Source organism: Arthrobacter sp. MYb224, from assembly GCF_002975455.1.
In the GTDB taxonomy this organism is placed as follows: domain Bacteria; phylum Actinomycetota; class Actinomycetes; order Actinomycetales; family Micrococcaceae; genus Glutamicibacter.
In genome coordinates this window covers 39,714-56,812 of sequence record NZ_PCPU01000012.1, presented here as the reverse complement: position 1 = coordinate 56,812, position 17,099 = coordinate 39,714, and the positions used below count along the sequence as shown (strand labels likewise).

At 65.3% G+C, this 17,099-nt stretch carries 17 protein-coding genes; 14 read left to right on the top strand and 3 right to left on the bottom strand.

The genetic code is table 11. The features are described from left to right. The first annotated feature begins 4 nt into the window (after nucleotides 1-4). Both miaA and dapF read left to right on the top strand, forming a co-directional pair. Nucleotides 5-925, top strand: coding sequence for a tRNA (adenosine(37)-N6)-dimethylallyltransferase MiaA (miaA, locus tag CQ017_RS16840; protein WP_105554684.1), 921 nt, complete (start codon nucleotides 5-7; stop codon nucleotides 923-925). A 9-nt stretch (nucleotides 926-934) separates the two neighbouring features. Continuing rightward, a complete protein-coding gene (gene dapF / locus CQ017_RS16835) occupies nucleotides 935-1,867 on the top strand; it encodes a diaminopimelate epimerase (protein WP_105554683.1) in 933 nt (310 codons plus the stop codon). Nucleotides 1,868-1,941: 74 nt separating this feature from the next. Here dapF and CQ017_RS16830 read toward each other — a convergent pair whose 3' ends face one another. Next, nucleotides 1,942-2,547: a class I SAM-dependent methyltransferase gene (locus CQ017_RS16830; protein ID WP_105554682.1), complete on the bottom strand. Its 606-nt coding sequence runs from the start codon at nucleotides 2,545-2,547 to the stop codon at nucleotides 1,942-1,944. A gap of 320 nt (nucleotides 2,548-2,867) precedes the next feature. On the opposite strand from CQ017_RS16830, the gene hflX reads away from it, so the two are divergent. From hflX to CQ017_RS16810, 4 genes are all read left to right on the top strand, one after another. Further along, nucleotides 2,868-4,532 carry a GTPase HflX gene (gene hflX, locus CQ017_RS16825; RefSeq protein WP_374954801.1) on the top strand — a complete coding sequence of 555 codons (1,665 nt, stop codon included), beginning with the start codon at nucleotides 2,868-2,870 and terminating at the stop codon, nucleotides 4,530-4,532. After that, nucleotides 4,525-6,522 (top strand): ATP-dependent DNA helicase, encoded by a 1,998-nt coding sequence (locus CQ017_RS16820; RefSeq protein WP_105554681.1) that lies wholly within the window; start codon nucleotides 4,525-4,527, stop codon nucleotides 6,520-6,522. The genes hflX and CQ017_RS16820 overlap by 8 nt, the downstream gene beginning before the upstream one ends. Before the next feature lie 86 nt (nucleotides 6,523-6,608). After that, entirely contained in the window at nucleotides 6,609-8,255 is a 1,647-nt protein-coding gene (locus CQ017_RS16815; protein ID WP_105554680.1) for an HNH endonuclease signature motif containing protein, read from the top strand. An 88-nt stretch (nucleotides 8,256-8,343) separates the two neighbouring features. After that, nucleotides 8,344-9,426, top strand: a complete 1,083-nt coding sequence (locus CQ017_RS16810) for a glycoside hydrolase family 76 protein (RefSeq protein ID WP_258133778.1) — start codon at nucleotides 8,344-8,346, stop codon at nucleotides 9,424-9,426. Between the two features lie 62 nt (nucleotides 9,427-9,488). Here CQ017_RS16810 and lexA read toward each other — a convergent pair whose 3' ends face one another. Beyond that, nucleotides 9,489-10,205, bottom strand: a complete 717-nt coding sequence (gene lexA / locus CQ017_RS16805) for a transcriptional repressor LexA (RefSeq protein ID WP_105554679.1) — start codon at nucleotides 10,203-10,205, stop codon at nucleotides 9,489-9,491. A 257-nt stretch (nucleotides 10,206-10,462) separates the two neighbouring features. On the opposite strand from lexA, the gene CQ017_RS16800 reads away from it, so the two are divergent. The 8 genes from CQ017_RS16800 to CQ017_RS16770 all read left to right on the top strand — a co-directional run bounded on the left by CQ017_RS16800 (nucleotide 10,463) and on the right by CQ017_RS16770 (nucleotide 16,589). After that, nucleotides 10,463-10,816, top strand: a complete 354-nt coding sequence (locus CQ017_RS16800) for a LysM peptidoglycan-binding domain-containing protein (protein WP_105569970.1) — start codon at nucleotides 10,463-10,465, stop codon at nucleotides 10,814-10,816. A gap of 74 nt (nucleotides 10,817-10,890) precedes the next feature. Further along, nucleotides 10,891-11,997 carry a histidinol-phosphate transaminase gene (locus CQ017_RS16795; RefSeq protein WP_105554677.1) on the top strand — a complete coding sequence of 369 codons (1,107 nt, stop codon included), beginning with the start codon at nucleotides 10,891-10,893 and terminating at the stop codon, nucleotides 11,995-11,997. A 25-nt stretch (nucleotides 11,998-12,022) separates the two neighbouring features. Continuing rightward, complete coding sequence (gene hisB / locus CQ017_RS16790; protein ID WP_096288070.1) at nucleotides 12,023-12,643, top strand: imidazoleglycerol-phosphate dehydratase HisB; 621 nt, start codon at nucleotides 12,023-12,025, stop codon at nucleotides 12,641-12,643. Then, nucleotides 12,644-13,279 (top strand): imidazole glycerol phosphate synthase subunit HisH, encoded by a 636-nt coding sequence (gene hisH, locus CQ017_RS16785; protein WP_105554676.1) that lies wholly within the window; start codon nucleotides 12,644-12,646, stop codon nucleotides 13,277-13,279. Between the two features lie 3 nt (nucleotides 13,280-13,282). Further along, nucleotides 13,283-13,432, top strand: coding sequence for a hypothetical protein (locus CQ017_RS18205; protein ID WP_176484251.1), 150 nt, complete (start codon nucleotides 13,283-13,285; stop codon nucleotides 13,430-13,432). 22 nt (nucleotides 13,433-13,454) lie between these two features. Then, nucleotides 13,455-14,192: a bifunctional 1-(5-phosphoribosyl)-5-((5-phosphoribosylamino)methylideneamino)imidazole-4-carboxamide isomerase/phosphoribosylanthranilate isomerase PriA gene (gene priA, locus CQ017_RS16780; RefSeq protein WP_105554675.1), complete on the top strand. Its 738-nt coding sequence runs from the start codon at nucleotides 13,455-13,457 to the stop codon at nucleotides 14,190-14,192. Nucleotides 14,193-14,348: 156 nt separating this feature from the next. Further along, nucleotides 14,349-15,230 (top strand): SseB family protein, encoded by an 882-nt coding sequence (locus CQ017_RS16775; RefSeq protein WP_105554674.1) that lies wholly within the window; start codon nucleotides 14,349-14,351, stop codon nucleotides 15,228-15,230. A 21-nt stretch (nucleotides 15,231-15,251) separates the two neighbouring features. After that, nucleotides 15,252-16,589, top strand: a complete 1,338-nt coding sequence (locus CQ017_RS16770) for an MFS transporter (RefSeq protein WP_105554673.1) — start codon at nucleotides 15,252-15,254, stop codon at nucleotides 16,587-16,589. Here the strand turns inward: CQ017_RS16770 and CQ017_RS16765 are convergent. Next, complete coding sequence (locus CQ017_RS16765) at nucleotides 16,586-17,077, bottom strand: GNAT family N-acetyltransferase (RefSeq protein WP_105554672.1); 492 nt, start codon at nucleotides 17,075-17,077, stop codon at nucleotides 16,586-16,588. The genes CQ017_RS16770 and CQ017_RS16765 overlap by 4 nt on opposite strands. Between the last annotated feature and the right edge of the window lie 22 nt (nucleotides 17,078-17,099).

Below are 17,099 nucleotides of genomic sequence, written 5' to 3'. Positions count from 1 at the left end.
CCGAATGAACTCCACTCAGCTGCCGGTGATCTCCATTGTTGGGCCTACCGGAACCGGCAAATCGGATCTGGCCATCGCGCTGGCCCAAGAATTGGGCGGCGAAATCGTCAACTCCGACGCGCTGCAGTTCTACCGCGGCATGAACATCGGCACCGCAAAGCTCGCCGAAGCCGAGCGCGGCGGCATCGCGCACCACCTGCTGGACATCATGAACATCCGCGAAGAGGCCTCCGTCGCCCAGTTCCAGGCCCAAGCCCGCGACCATTTCGACCAGATTCGCTCCCACGGCAAGGTGCCGATCATGGTCGGCGGCTCCGGGCTCTACGTGCGCGCCGCGCTGGACGTGATCGACTTCCCGCCCACCGATCGCGCGGTCCGGGACCGGCTCGAAGCCGAGGTGCAGGAGCACGGGGACGGCGAGCTGCGCCGCCGGCTGGCACAGGTGGATCCGGTCTCCGCGGACCGAAATCTCGATACCCGGCGTGCCGTCCGCGCGTTGGAGGTCTTCGAAATCTCCGGGCGCCCCTTCAGCTCCTACATGCCCAACCGCGAGTATTTCCAGCCGGCGCTGCAGATCGGACTAAATTACGAGCGCCCCGCGTTACACGAGACACTGGCCGAACGCGTCCGTAAAATGGACCGCATGGGGCTGGCCGAGGAGGTTGCCGAGCTCTTGGGCCACGGGCTACGCGAAGGGAAAACCGCCGCGCGCGCCATCGGCTACCAGCAGTACACCGACTACCTGGACGGCAAGATCGACCGGGGCCAAGCCATCGAGGACACCATCGTGGCCACCCGGAAGTTCGCCCGCCGCCAGCTGACCTGGTTCAACGCCGACCCGCGGGTGCACTGGCTGAACCCGAAAGAACCCGGGCTGCTGGGCAAAGCACAACAACTGCTCCGCCCGAGCGACCCCACCATCTAAAGGAGCGCAATGTACCGCACCGAACTAGCCCAGCTTGCCGGACTGCCCTTCGCCAAGGGGCACGCCACCGGAAACGACTTCGTGCTGCTCGCAGACCCCGAAGCCAAGCACGAGGTGACGCCAGAGCAGGTCGCGGCCCTGTGCCACCGCCGCTTCGGCATCGGCGGCGACGGGCTGATCCGCGCCGTGCCCACCTCCAAGGTCCCCGGCTTCGAGCAGCAGGCCCTGGATCACCCCAAGGCCTATTGGTTCATGGACTACCGCAATAACGACGGGTCCATCGCCGAAATGTGCGGCAACGGCGTGCGCGCCTTCGTGCACTACCTGCTCGCCGAGGGGCTGGTCAACCTCCCGATCGGTGCCAGCCTGCTCATCGGCAGCCGCGCCGGAGTCAAGGAAGTCACCCGCCTGGCCGACGGCTACGCCGCTAACCTCGGCCCCTGGGGGCTGATCTTCGAGGAGCAGGCCGCGGCGGACTCACTCGACTCGATGGTCAAGCCGCGCGGCTGGGAACAGGCGCTTCCCGCGTTGAGCATCACCATGGGCAACCCGCATACCGTGGCGGCCCTGCCCGATGCGCAGATGCTGGAGGACCTCGACCTGCTTTCCGCCCCCGAGGTATCCCCGACGCCGCCGAACGGCAGCAACGTGGAATTTGTGGTTCCCTCCGAACCGCTGATCAACGATGGCGTCGCGCAGCTGAAGATGCGCGTGCACGAGCGCGGGGTGGGGGAGACGCTCTCCTGCGGCACCGGGGCGTGCGCCGCGGCGGCCGCCATGCGCTACTGGGCGCGCGGCACCGCACTGATCAACCAGTGGGCCGTCGAAGTGCCCGGCGGGCTGGTCGGCGTGGAATTCGCACCCACCGGCGACGGCAAGGAAGACACGATCCTTTCGGGCCCCGCCTCGTTGGTCGCCCGCGGCGTGATCGGCGCCAGCTAACCCACGACGAAAACAGCCTGCCACCGAATCTTTCGATTCGGCGGCAGGCTGTTTTGAATAAAGTTCAAATCCGGCTAGGCCGGACGGGAAACTTTCAGCACGCGGAAGGCCTTGGCTGTCGCCTCGCGGGTGATCTTCCAGTCCGCCGGCAACTGGGTTCCCAGCCACTTCTGCAACGAGTCGCTGCCCAGATTCTTCTGCACCACCAGCCAGGCGTCGCCGCCCGGTGCCAAGCGCGGAAGCCACAGCAGCAACAGTTCGTGCAGGGCTTCCTTGCCGATGCGGATCGGCGGGTTTGACCAGATGGTGTCGAATTCAAGTCCCCGATCCACCGAGTCCGGGGTGCCTACAGTGAGATTGGCCAGCCCCATGCTTTGCGCATTCAGCTTGGCAAGTTCGATGGAACGCTCGTTGACGTCCACGCCGAAAACTTCGGACTCCGGGCTCTGCAACGCGGCGGTCAGCGCAATCGGACCCCAGCCGCAGCCGATGTCCAGGATCCGCCCGCGCGGGGTCGGCACATGCTCCAGCAGCACGGCGGTGCCCTTGTCCAGCCCGGCGGGGGAGAAGATGCCCGGCGCCGTCTGCACCTGTCGGCGCTGGCCGTTCAATTCCACCGCGATGCTGCGGCGTTCGTCGGCCGAGGCGGGGCTGGCGCTGAAGTAATGATCCGAGGTCATGCACCAAAGATTATCGCCTGCGCGCAAAGCCGGGCAAACAACGTGAGCTACGCGATATAGGCGCACGGCGCGTTCCACTGATAGAGTTTTACCTATGACTTTGATTTTCGTCTAATACGTAACCCACTCGGTTACCAGGGTTCCCCGGAGAGCCGGCGCTGATTTTGCGCGCCCACCGGACACATGAACCTGCAGACGGCAAGGTCCTTTTCTTTTTCTTTCTGGATTCTTCGCACCCCTTCGTGCCCCGCCGCAGTCTCTTGGTAACCGCCCCTTCACCTGATCACCGACAGCAATTTGTCTTGAGCACAAGGACCGGTATGACCGAACACCCACCGACATCTGATCGCGCCACCTCGCGAAGTGGGGGTACCCCGCACTATTCTGTACAGAGAAGTTCTTCTAAGGAGACCATGACTAACTCCGAGTCACACGAGCAAGACGCGGCATCAATGGATGATGCCCAGATCAAGGCAGCCATCGACCGCATTCTGGCGGCCGACGACGCGCAAGCCCCCGCCGTATTCCACGCCGACGAACCGGTCGAGGAGCACATCTTCTCCGGACAGGCGACCGCGCTGAACCGCTTCTCCGCCGAGCATTCATCCTTCGACGGGGACCAAGACGATTTAGCCGACCGCCGGGCGCTACGCCGCGTGGCCGGGCTCTCCACCGAGCTCGAAGATGTCACCGAGGTCGAATACCGCCAGCTGCGCCTGGAACGCGTGGTGCTCGCCGGCATCTGGACCTCCGGCAGCGTCACCGACGCAGAAAACTCCTTGCGCGAACTCGCCGCGCTGGCCGAAACCGCCGGCTCCGAGGTGCTCGACGGGGTCGTGCAGCGCCGCAGCAAGCCCGATTCCTCCACCTTCCTCGGGTCCGGCAAGGCCATAGAGCTGCGCGACATCGTCGCGTCCACCGGCGCCGATACCGTCGTGGTGGATGCCGAACTCGCCCCCTCGCAGCGCCGCGCGTTGGAGGACATCGTCAAGGTGAAGGTCATCGACCGCACCGCGCTGATTTTGGACATCTTCGCGCAGCACGCCAAGAGCCGCGAAGGCAAGGCCCAGGTCGAACTGGCGCAGCTCGAATACCTGCTGCCGCGCCTGCGCGGCTGGGGCGAATCCATGTCCCGCCAGGCCGGTGGCCGAGTGGGCGCCGCCGGTGGCGGCATCGGTTCGCGCGGTCCGGGCGAAACCAAGATCGAGATGGACCGCCGCCGCATTCGCGACCGGATGGCCAAGCTGCGCCGCGAGATCAAGGCGATGAAGCCGGCCCGCGAGGCCAAGCGCGCCAACCGCAAGCGCAACCAGGTCCCGGCCGTGGCCATCGCCGGCTACACCAACGCCGGCAAGTCCTCGCTGCTCAACCGGCTGACCAACGCCGGGGTGCTGGTGGAGAACGCGCTGTTCGCCACCCTGGATCCCACCGTGCGCCAGTCGGAAACCGCCGACGGGCTGACCTACACGCTGGCCGATACCGTCGGATTCGTCTCCAACCTGCCCACCCAGCTGGTGGAGGCCTTCCGCTCGACGCTGGAAGAAATCGCCGACTCGGATCTGATCCTGCACGTGGTCGATGCCTCGCATCCGGACCCCGAAGGCCAAATCCAGGCGGTGCGCACGGTGCTGGCGGAGGTCGACGCGCTGAACATTCCCGAGATCATCGTGCTGAACAAGGCCGATGTGGCCGACCCGATCGTCATCGAACGGGTGCGCAACCGCGAGTCGAACACCACGATCGTTTCGGCGCGCACCGGGGAAGGCATCGAGGCGCTGCTCGAGCAGATCAGCAGCTCGATCCCGCGGCCCGAGGTGCAGTTGGAAATCCTCATCCCCTACGACCGCGGAGACCTGATCGCCAAGCTGCACCAGAGCGAATCGGAAATATTGGAAAGCGAACACACGGATCACGGAACCCGGATGATCGTCAAGGTGCGAGAATCCCTCGCGGTTCAGTTGGAGACTTTCAACCTACATGGATAAGCAAGAGCAGGTCCTGGACCTTCTGGAAACCGCGGTGACCTCCATGGGCGGCCAGATGCGCGTCGGCCAGCAGCAGATGGTCAAGCATATGGTCGAGGCCCTGGAGGACGAAAAACACCTGCTGGTGCAGGCCGGCACCGGCACCGGCAAGTCGATGGGCTACCTGATCCCGGCGCTCGCCCATGCGCAAACCAGCGCGAAGCCGGTGATCGTGTCCACCGCAACCCTCGCCTTGCAGTCCCAGATCGTGGGGCGCGATGTGCCGCGGCTGCTCGAAGCGCTCAAGGGCAAGCTCTCGCGTCCGATGGACGTGGCCCTGCTCAAGGGCCGGGCCAACTACCTCTGCCAGTACAAGCTCGGCGGCGGGTACCCGGACGACAGCGAGGGAACGCTGTTCGAAATGGACGCGCCGGCCGCGCCCGCCGGGCAGATGTTCTCCCCGCTGGCCGCCGAGGTGCTGAAGCTGCGCGACTGGGCGGAGAAGACCGATACCGGGGACCGCGACGAACTGGTCCCCGGGGTCAGCGACAAGGCCTGGAAACAGGTTTCGGTCTCCGCCATGGAATGCCTGGGCGCCCAAAAGTGCCCGATGGCCGATGAGTGCTTCTCCGAAATGGCCCGCGCGCGGGCCGCCGAATCCGACGTGGTCATCACCAACCACGCGCTGCTCGCGGTCTCCGCCTTCGAGGGCCTGTCCGTGCTGCCGGACTTCGAGGTCGCGATCATCGACGAGGCCCACGAGCTGCAGGACCGGGTCACCAGCTCGGTCTCCGGCGCGCTCTCGGCGCGCGGGGTGCTCACCGCCGCCGGCGGCGCCAAAAGGCACTGCGGCGTGAACGTCGACGAGCTCACCAAGGCCGCCGGCCGGCTGGAAAAATCGCTCACCGGGGTGCCCACGGGCTTGCTGGAGCGCGGGCTGCGCGAAGATATGGGCCTCGCGCTGAACGACATCGTCGAACAGGCCCGCCTGGTGCTGGCGCTGTCCAAGCCGGAGGCGAACGCCCCGGCGGACGGCGGACGGCAGACCGCCCGCTCGCAGATGCAGGCGGTGATGGACGACGCGATCCGCATGCTCGAAGCCGAGGAGCGCCGCGAGGTGCTCTTCACCTCCCGCCCGCGCGAATTCATCGAGGGCCGCGGCTACGTGGAAACCGAGGACAGCCAGCCGGCGACGCTGAACGTCGCGCCGCTCTCGGTGGCCGGCAAGCTGCGCGAGGGCCTGTTCGACGGGCGCACCGTCGTGCTCACCAGCGCCACCCTGGCCATCGGCTCGCAGTTCGATTCGGTGGCCGGATCGCTCGGGCTCATGGGCCAGGGCGCCCCGTCCTGGACCGGGGTGGATGTGGGCAGCCCGTTCGACTACCCGAACCAGGGCATCCTCTACGTCGCGAAGCACCTGCCCAAGCCCGGGCGCCAGCTGGCCGCGGAGACGCTGGACGAGATCGAGGACCTGATCACCGCCTCCGGCGGCGGCGCGCTGGCGCTGTTCACCTCCAAGCGTTCGGCCGAGGAAGCCGCGGCGATCCTGCGCGAGAAGCTCGATGTGAAAATCCTCTGCCAGGGCGACGCGAGCATGAAGTCGCTGGTCGCGGACTTCTCCGCGGAGCGCGACACCTGCCTGTTCGGCACCATGACCCTCTGGCAGGGCGTGGACGTGCCCGGGGATTCCTGCCGCCTGGTGATCATCGACAAGATCCCTTTCCCGCGCCCCGACGACCCGATCTCCAAGGCCCGCACCGAGGACGTGGCCAAGCACGGCGGCAACGGCTTCATGCAGGTCTCCGCGACGCACGCGGCCATCCGCCTGGCCCAGGGCGCCGGCCGGCTGATCCGTTCGGTGCAGGACAAGGGGGTGGTCGCGGTCCTCGACTCGCGCATGGCCACCGCCCGCTACGGCTCGTTCCTGAAAAGTTCGCTGCCGCCGATGTGGCCGACCACCGACAAAAAAGTCATCACCGGCGTGCTGCAGCGCCTGCAACCGGAAAAGTAGCCGGCGCCAAACCGGCCACGCCCGCTTTTCCACACCCTGCGCCCGATCCGCCGGCACCCGCCCGCGGACCGTGCAAGGTGGTGGGTATGGAAGAACTCACCAGCAACCAGGCGGCCCTCGGGGCGATGGCCCAGGCCATCACCACCCTCGATGCCGCCTGCGCGCAACTCTCTTCCCAGGAACTGCCCGCCGGCCAGGCCGCCTACTTCGCCTGGCTGGCCGAACGCACCGCGCAGACCCTGTCCCGCCTGCAGATCCACGCGGCCGACGCGGTTCAGCGCAGCGGCAGCCACCAGCTGGATACCGAATCCCTCGATGCCATCGCCGACGCCGGCGCCGCACCCACGGACGAGCAGCTCGCCGCGCTGCACGGCACCTGCACGCTGGGCCGCAGCAGCTTCAAGGACGCCGCGGACCTGCACTCCGGCTGGCTGGGCATCGCCCACGGCGCGGCTCTCTCCCGGCTCGCGGCCGCCGGCTCGCTGATCGCCAAGGTCTCCGAGGCGGGGGAGCGGACCACCCCCGATTGCCCGCAGCTTGCCGCCCACTTCGCGAACCGCAACGTAGATCCGCGCCCGGCGATCGGCGCCGCCCGGGCCATCCGCAACGCCGAAGCGGACCTGCCCGGCCCGCAGGCCCGCGCCCAGCTCGAAGCGCAGGCGGTTAAGCTCATCGCCCAGGAACCGGCCAGCGCCGCGAAGCACCTGTCCGGCCTCATCACCGAGCAGCTCCAGGCCCAGCGCCCGCCCGAGGCGCTGTTCGCCGAGGCAGGACTCTTCCCTCGTGGCACAAAAGGCGGACTGGTCATCTACCAGCTCAAGGTCTTCCCGCACGATGCCGAACTCATCGAGTCGCTCCGCGCCAAGATCGACAACCCCAACACCATCGCCGGCAACCGCGAGCAGCTCAACGAGCTCGTCCACGCCAGCTATCCCAACCACGCCGAGCCCGCCGCATCGGACGAGCCCGCCCCATCGGTCGAGCCCGGAACCCCGGTTGCGCCAACGCCAACCACCCCCAAGGAATGGGACGATGCGCCGAGCATGCCCGGTTGGGCCCGCGCCCCGGCTGCCGAAGCGACGGAAGCCGAACCACCGAAACCACCCAGCAACCTCGCCCCGCCGCCCGAACGGCCCTTCGAAGACCTGAGCCCGGCCCTGCGCCACCTGACCGGATTGCTCGCGGTGCTGCGTGCCAATCGCGTCGGCGGCAAAAATCCGGGCGCCGGGCTGATCGCCCCGCAGGTGATCGTGCACCTGAACTACGAGAAAATGCTCGCTGGCGCCGCCAGCTTCGCCAGCACCGAAAATGGCCTGCCGCTGACCGCGGCGGAGGCCCGAACGCTCATGTGCAATGCCGGAATCTACCCGGCGGTGCTGGACGGCAAAGGCCAACCGCTGGATATCGGCCGATCCAAACGGCTCTTTCCGCCGCATATGAAACGCGCCCTGGCCGCCCGCGACCGCGGTTGCCTCTACCCGGGCTGCCGGATGCCGGCCAGCCGCTGCGAGGCGGACCACGTCGATCCATGGGAGGAGGGCGGACAGACCCGCGTGGATCGTGGCGTTCTGCTCTGTCCCATGCATCACCACGCGCGCCATGCCGGGCTTTTCAACCTCGTGGTGGCCGAGGGCAAACCTCCGGCGGTGCTGCTGCCCAAATTCTTGGACCCCGATCAACAACCGCGACGCAACACCTACTGGTTCTCGGCCGCCGAAGTGCTCGCGGCCTGATCCCGCCCGCTCGATGTGCTCGATGCCGGCGGGCGAAGCGGCTACGCTGTTGCACACAACCGGAGAATTGAGCAGTGGGAGCCGACTCGTGAATGAAGCGCAGCATCAGCCAGGCAACCACGACCCCGAGCACTGGGAGGCCCTAGCCGCGGTGGCAGGCGAGGACCTGCACGCCAGATTCGGCCATCGGCTCATGGGCCTGCCCGGCACCTGGATCGGCTCGCTGCATGCGACGCCTACCGCGCCAGCGCCTGGCAAACGCCCGCGCCCCTGGTCCGAATGGCACTACTGGTGGCAGGCGCACTATCTCGACGCGATCCTCGACGCGGCTTTCCGCGAGCTGCACTCCGGTCACCGGTGCGCGGCCCAGAGGCACTGGCGGCGGGCCAACCAGCTGCTGCGCGGCATCCTGCTGCGCAATTTCGGCCGCTTCCCGAATTACTTCTACGACGACATGGCCTGGTTGCTGCTTGCCAGCCAACGGCTCAATGGGCTGAGCCAGCAGCTCACCGCCCGCCCGGCGCTGCTCGCCACCCTAGCCATGCGTGCACTGGCTCGACAGCTGGTGCGCGGCCAAGACGAGAAGCTCGGCGGCGGGCTCTACTGGTCGCGCAAACGCGACTTCAAGAACACGCCCACCAACGCCCCGGCGGCCCTGTATTTCGCACGCATCGCGGACTTGAGCACCGCCACCGGGCTGCTGGACTGGCTGCGTCGCGAGCTCTACAGCACATCCTCCGGGCTCTACCTCGACGGCATCCGCCTGACCGCCGGCGGCCCGCGCACCGAGGAAGCGATCTACACCTACAATCAGGGCACCGTGCTCGGCGCATTGCTGGCCACCGGGACCGCTGAGCATCTGGCACAAGCCGCCTCGCTGATTCAGGCGATCAACGACCAGCTCGCCACTGCGGCACAGGGCCTGCGCCTGGAATCCGGCGGAGACGGCAATCTGTTCACTGGAATCCTCTGCCGCTACCTGGCGCTCGCCGCGAACGACGAACGTCTGCCCGCTGAGACCCGCCGCACCGCCGCGCGATTGGTCCGCGACACGGCGAGCCAGATCGCGGACCGGGTCGAGACGCAGCTTTCGGCGGCCACCCAACGCTGGACGATCCTCCAGGCAGCCGGGCGCGTGAGCCTGCCGCCGAGCCACCTCAGCGCAAAATAAAAGCCATCCGGTCTCACCGACAATGGGTGAGGCCGAATGGCTCGTTGGAATAAACTTGCCTGCTACAGCGAACGCATCACCGACACGACGCGTCCCATCACCGTGGCCGCGTCGCCGAGAATCGGCTCATAACGCGAATTCTGTGGCAGCAACCAGGTGTGGCCGTCGCGCTGACGGAAGGTCTTCACCGTGGCTTCCTCGTCAAGCAATGCGGCCACAATATCGCCGTTCTCCGCGGTCTGCTGGCGACGGACGACCACCCAGTCGCCATCGCAAATAGCCGCATCCACCATCGAATCGCCCGATACCTTGAGCATGAACAGCTCGCCGTGGCCAACCAGCTGGCGGGGTAGGGAAAAGACGTCTTCGACGGTTTGCTCCGCCAAAATTGGTCCACCGGCGGCGATGCGTCCGACCAAGGGAACCATTGTGGTGTCTGCCGAGGAGCTCAGCTCAATGACCTTCGTGTCCTCAGCGGGTTCCGGCGCGCTCAGCGGCTCGCTGCTTCCCTCGCCGTCCTCTGCAAGCTGCAGCGGAAGCAGAATCTCCATCGCTCGTGGACGCCGCGGGTCGCGACGAATGTACCCAAGCTTTTCGAGCTGACCGAGTTGGTGAGTAACGCTCGAAAGGCTTTTGAGCCCGACCGAGTCGCCAATCTCACGCATCGACGGCGGGTAGCCATTCTTGCCGATCGCACGCTGGATGGTTTCGAGGATCTTTTTCTGACGTATCGTCAGCGAACGGGCGTTCGACCGGGGAGTGCGCTGTGATGCTGACATGTATTTTTGCCTTCCCTTGCATTCGGTCCTCAGTTCGAAGCTACAAACTGTCGGTGCCCAATGTTGTGATGTATTCATTGATCGACTACTTCGAAATCTTAGTTGATCGCAGGGCTTCTTTCAAAGATTTGTTCGAAAACATCTGGACAAGTTCGATCTGGCTCTGTTAGAAAAGATGTACTAGTATCGAACAGGTGTTCGAAGATTGTATTCGAATATTGGTTCGCATCACCCGTAATCGTTGAGGAGAAAAAGTCGTGGCAACTCTGGCACTTCACCCACAGCAGAGCAAGACACCAATGAGGATCCGCATCAACCGTCGCGGTTGGGCAGTACTGGTAGGCATACCGGTCTTCCTGCTCACGATCGCCGCGGCGTTCATGTTCACCATGTTCACCAGCAGCGCCCAAGCGTCCACGGACCTTCCCACCGGCCCGGCGACGGTGGAAGTCACCGTGATTCCCGGTGACACCCTATGGGGGCTGGCCAGCGAGTACGCCGTAGGCTACGAAGTCAACGCGGCGATGAGCCACATTGAGGAATTGAACTCCATCGATGCCGGTGTGTTGTACGCCGGGGACACTTTGGATATCCCGGTACTCTCGAACTAAGTGCCAGCTCACTATTGTTACCTGTTCTTGTCGTGGATTCACCGGCGAGAGTGCCTCAGCATTAGAATTAATGCGTGAATGACCGTAGTGAACTTCTGAGTCAGCTGCCCTTGCGTGAGAATCTCCGCGGGCTATCCCCATATGGAGCGCCGCAAATTGACGTCCCCATTCAGCTGAACGTCAACGAGAACACCCATCCGTTGCCAGCGACCGTTGTCGATGCCATCGCTCAGGAAGTAACCAAAGCGGCTGCCAGCCTAAATCGTTACCCGGATCGTGAATTTACCGAATTGCGCGAGCTGCTCGCCGACTACCTTGGTCACGGGCTGACCTCCGACAACATCTGGGCCGCAAACGGCTCCAACGAAATTCTCCAGCAGATCCTGCAGGCCTTCGGCGGCCCGGGGCGCAGCCTGCTTAGTTTCGTCCCCACCTACTCGATGTACCCGCTGCTCGCCAGTGGCACCGATACCGAATTCATTGCCGGAAACCGCGCCGAAGATTTCACCCTCTCGGCCGAATCCGCCGCCGCGCAGGTGCGCGAACACCGCCCAAACGTGGTATTCCTGTGCTCCCCGAATAACCCGACCGGAACCGCACTGGGCCTAGACGTCATCGAAGCGGTCTATGAGGCCGCCAGCGAAACGGACGCCATGGTGATCGTGGATGAAGCCTACGCAGAATTCTCGCTGGCAGGTACTCGATCGGCGCTTACCCTGCTCGAAGGGCGCCAGCGCTTGATCGTCTCGCGCACGATGTCCAAGGCCTTCGGCCTGGCCGGAGCCCGCGTGGGCTATCTCGCGGCGGCCCCCGAGGTGACCGACGCGATTCGCCTGGTGCGTCTGCCTTACCACCTCTCCGCGGTCACCCAGGCAACCGCCATCGCGGCGCTGAAGAACATCGAGCTGCTGCTCGCGCAGGTCGAAGACATCAAGACCCAGCGCGACCGCATCGTGTCCACGCTGATCGATCTCGGCTTGAAGCCATCTGTCTCGGATTCGAACTTCGTCTTCTTCGGCGGACTGGAAGATCCGCACGCCATCTGGCAGGGCCTGTTGGATGCCGGCATCATTGTCCGCGACAATGGAATCAAGGGAACGCTGCGCGTCACCGCCGGCACCGAAGCCGAAACCACCGCCTTCCTGGAGCACCTGGCCTTGTTGCTGGGTGCACAGAAGTAGAATTCACACACAAGCGAAGGAAGACATGTCTGCCGAATTGATTGGCGCTCGTCGCGCCCGGATGGAACGCGAGACCAGCGAATCATCAGTTTTCGTCGAGTTGGACCTGGACGGAACCGGGGTCTCGGAGATCAGCACGAGCGTGCCGTTCTATGACCACATGCTCACCGCCCTGTCCAAGCATTCGCTCATCGACCTGACCGTGCGCGCCACCGGTGACACCCACATCGACGTGCACCACACGGTCGAAGACGTGGCCATCACCATCGGCGAGGTGCTGCGCGTGGCCCTGGGCACCAAGGCGGGCATACGCCGCTTTGGCACCTCCTACGCACCGCTGGACGAGGCGCTGTCCCGTTCGGTCGTTGACGTCTCCGGCCGCCCGTACCTGGTGCACGGCGGGGAACCCGCAGGCCAGGAATACCACCTGATCGGCGGGCACTTCACCGGTTCGATGACGCGGCACGTATTCGAGGCCATCACCTTCCACGCGCAGATCTGCGCGCATATCGAGGTGCTCTCCGGGCGCGATCCGCACCACATCGTCGAGGCCCAATTCAAGTCATTCGCTCGCGCGCTGCGTGAAGCGGTCGAGCCGGACGCCCGCATGGGCGACAAGATCCCATCCACGAAGGGTGCCCTCTAAGTGGCGAAAAAAACTGTCGTCGTCCTCGATTACGGATCCGGCAACGTCCGCTCGGCCGTGCGCGCGCTGGAAGCCGCCGGCGCCGAGGTGGAGCTGACCGCGGATCCGAAAGCGATCTTGGCCGCTGATGGCCTCGTCGTTCCCGGCGTGGGAGCCTACGCCTCGGTGATGGAGCAGCTGACCAAGGTCGGCGCGCTGCGTTGGATCGGCCGCCGCATCGCCGGTGGCCAGCCGGTGCTGGGCATCTGCGTGGGACATCAGGTGTTCTTCGAGCAAGGTGTTGAGCACGGGGTGAAAACCGAAGGCATCGGCGAGTGGCCTGGTGTGGTCGAGCGCCTGCAAGCAGAGGTCATCCCGCATATGGGCTGGAATACCGTGCGCCCGCCGGAGAACAGCCGGCTCTTCGCCGGGATCGAGGACGAGCGGTTCTACTTCGTGCATTCCTATGGCGTGCAGAAGTGGGAGTTCGATGTCACCCAACCGGCGATGACCCCGCCCCAGGTGACCTGGTCCACCCATGGCACCGAATTCGTCGCGGCCGTGGAAAACGGTCCGCTGTCCGCCGTGCAATTCCACCCGGAGAAGTCCGGCGACGCCGGGGCCCGCTTGCTGCGCAACTGGTTGGAGACACTTTAGGAAATGTGGGCCATCATCCTGCTAACCCTCGGTGCCTTCCTCGCCGGCGGCGCGATCTCGCTCAAAAGCCAGAAAGCGCATATCTCGTGGATCATCGCATTGTGGGCCCTGGCCGCCGCGGCAATTGTCGCCGGCTGGGTTCAGACTCTCTAGACATTAGCGACAGAAGGAAATTATGAGCGAGCAACCAATTCTTGAACTGCTCCCGGCGGTAGATATCGCCGGCGGCCAAGCCGTTCGCCTGGTGCAGGGCGAAGCCGGGTCGGAAACCGGATACGGCGACCCGCTGGAGGCGGCCTTGTCCTGGCAGCGCGAAGGGGCCGAATGGCTCCATCTGGTGGATCTCGACGCGGCCTTTGACCGCGGCAACAACACCGAGGTGGTCCGCCGCATCGCCGACGAACTGAACATCAAGGTGGAACTCTCCGGCGGCATCCGCGACGATGCCTCGCTGGAGCGCGCACTGGAATTCGGGGCCACCCGCGTGAACCTGGGGACCGCAGCATTGGAAAACCCCGACTGGACCGCGCGCGTCATCGAACGCTTCGGCGAGCAAATCGCCGTGGGCATGGACGTGCGCGGAACCACCCTGTCCGGCCACGGCTGGACAAAGGACGGCGGCGACCTCTGGGACGTGCTGGCACGCTTGGAAGATGCCGGATGCGCCCGCTATGTGGTCACCGACGTGACCAAGGACGGCACCCTGCGCGGGCCGAACGTGGACCTGCTGCGCGAAATCTGCGCCAAGACCACCAAACCCGTGATCGCCTCCGGTGGCATCTCCTCGCTGGAAGATCTGCGCGTGCTGCGCGAATTGGTCTCGGAGGGAATCGAAGGGGCGATCATGGGCAAGGCGCTCTACGCGGGCCAGTTCACCCTCGCCCAAGCGCTGGACGTGGCAGGGCGCCGCTAGCCTCCACCATTTTTTGAGCCAGGACCCGAACCAGCGCCCACCGGCCCGGTTCGGGTCTTTTGCCCTCTGCACCGGAGCCGGGGTGCGTGGCAAAGGTCATGAACGGATTTTCGTCGCAGGACTTTCGCATTTGCACCCGGCAGATAGCATAGTTTCATGAGCACTTCGCACCCCGAATCCGATCCCAAACGCCACCTGCCCGGGCATATCGCCGCGGCGTTGGCGCAAGCTGGCAACCGCGCAGATTCTGCCGGCCAAGGCTGGGACGGTCGGGACTTGAGCGGCGAGGAAAATCCGTTGCACAAGTTTGACAAGGACGATGGAGCCGCCGACCCGGCCGTGGAGCGCGCCCTGGCCGAACTCCGCGCGGGAACCGGAGACGAGGCCGGAGTGCATCGGGCCCTGTCCCAGGCTCGCGTCTTCGTGGCGGTTGTCGCCCAGCTCGGCGAAGAAGCGCTGACCGAACATGGTTTCGCCGCCGATAAGGAAGCCGACATGGCGCTGGTCAAGATCAAGGCACCCGATGGGCGGATGGCCTTGCCGGTATTCACCACTGTCGAGCGATTGCAGGCCTGGCATGGCGAGGCCCGACCGGTGGCGGTCTACGCACCCCGCGCGGCCCTGTCTGCGGTGAGCGAAGAAGCCCAGCTGCTGGTGCTCGACCCGGGCAGCGATTTCACCTTCGTGCTGCGTCGCCCCGGGATGTGGAACCTGGCCAAGCAGACCGATTGGACCCCCAGCTATCTCAGCGAGCACATCGCCAAGCTCGTCGAAGAGGCGACCGCCGGTTATCCGGCGCTCCGCGCGGTGAAGGTGGCGCCGGGCCGGGGAGTCGGCTCGCGAGATGTCTCTGGAGCGGCGGTGCTGGGCGGCGGCCCGGGACCGGAACTGAACCTGCAGTTCGTCTTCGCCGCCAGAACCCCCGAGGCCGAAGCCCGCCAGAGCACCAAAGACATCCATGGGCGCCTCGCCCAAAACCCAGAATTCGCCGAAGCGGTCGATTCGCTCGAAGTGAGTTTGCTCAGCGCACCAGACTAAGAGAAAAGGACACCACCGGGTATGAAACGGTATTGGCAGATTCTGCGGCAGCCGCAGATTTCATCGCTGCTAGTCATCGGAATGATTGCCCGATTGCCGCACTCGGCGCTGAGCATGCTGCTGCTTCTGCACCTGGTTACGAATCTCGATCAGAGCTGGGTGTCCGCCGGGCTGGTTACCGCACTGATGACCCTCGGCATTGCCATCGGCGCCCCGTGGCGCGGTGCCCGGGTCGATGCGTGGGGGCTGCGCCGGGCGCTGATTCCTTCGATCTTCGTCGAAACCATCGTCTGGTGCACCGTCCCGCACGTGTCGCTGGAGTGGGTGTACCCGCTGGCATTCATTGGCGGGCTCTTCTCGCTGCCGGTGTTCTCCGTGGTCCGTACCGCCCTGGGCATCATGACCACCGGGGATAACCGGCGCACCGCCTTTGCGCTCGATGCGACGGCCACCGAACTGGTATTCATCGTCGGACCGGCCTCGGCAGGGATCGTCGCCACGCAGATCAGCAGCACCATCGGGCTGAGCGTCATCGGGGTGACCGCATCGGTCGCCGGTCTGGCGCTGATGATTTTGAATCCGCCGACGCGCAGTGATGACCCCAAGGCGGTGGCCCTGCGCGCCAACGTGCACGAGGAGCGTCTCGGCGCGGAGGCCAGTTTCATCGCCGCGGCCCCCTTCGGCGTGGCCGAGGTCGAAGGCGAATTGATCACCGCGGGTTGGAAGTCCGCGCGCGCCCGGATCAAGAGCCGCGGACGTGCGTTCAAGAGCCGCTTCAACTGGATCAGCGCCTCGGTGCTTGCGGTGTTCATCGCCGCCGGCGGAGCCGGTGCGCTGCTCACGGGCACCGAGGTGGGCATCGTTGCCGAACTCGAAGCGCAGTCACGCTCCGGTGACCTGGGGATCGTATTCCTCTTCTGGTGCGGTTCGTCGCTGATCGGCGGGCTGGTCTACGGCTCGATGAACCGGGCTATCTCCCCGCTCCTGCTGCTCTTGGCGATGGCGGTGCTGACCGTGCCCATGTATTTCGCCACCGACACCTGGAGCTTGGCGCTGCTCTCGCTCGCCCCGGGCCTGCTCTGCGCGCCCACGCTCTCGGCGGCCTCCGAATGGCTCACCGACCTGGTCGCGGAGAAACGCCGCGGCGAGGCCATGGGCTGGTACGGTTCGGCGATGACCACCGGCACCGCGCTCGGTTCACCGCTGACCGGCATCTTCGTGGATACGCTCGGCCCCGCCCAGGCATTTATCGGCATCGGCTTGCTGGCGGTATTCATCGTGGTAATCGCATTGATCGCCCAGCAGATCCGCCGACGAGTGCGCCGCACCCGTCGCGCGCGGATGGGCGACTTCGTTTAGGCCGAGGTGAGTTTGAGCTCGTAGTGATCCAGCCCGTCGGTGCTTGACCGCCCCGTGAAGCCTCTGCGCGCCAACAACTTGGCCGAGGCAACATTGGCTGGGTCGACCCGAGCGATCAAACGGCGCACCTGAAATAGTTCGGGGATGAGCCCTAGCGCGCTATTGACCATGGCACCGGCGATTCCCTGACCCCAATAGCCGGGGGAGACCCAATACCCAAGTTCGACTCCCTCGGGTTTACGGGTGGCCACGACCAGCCCTGCCGGATGCCCCGCAGCGATAGCCACAAACCAGCGAGTGGCCCCAACCGTAGCAAGCGGCAAAGCGCTCAGTGCCAATTGAATTCGCTCGCCGATCGTCTGATCGTCCCAGACCGAACCATCACCGATATAGCGAGTGACTCGTTCATCGGAGGCCAGGGAAATGACGAACTGCCTATGCCCCTCGTGCAATGGTTCCAGAACAATCTTCTGCGTTTGACGGTCCATCAATGATCCTGCCTCTCGTAGT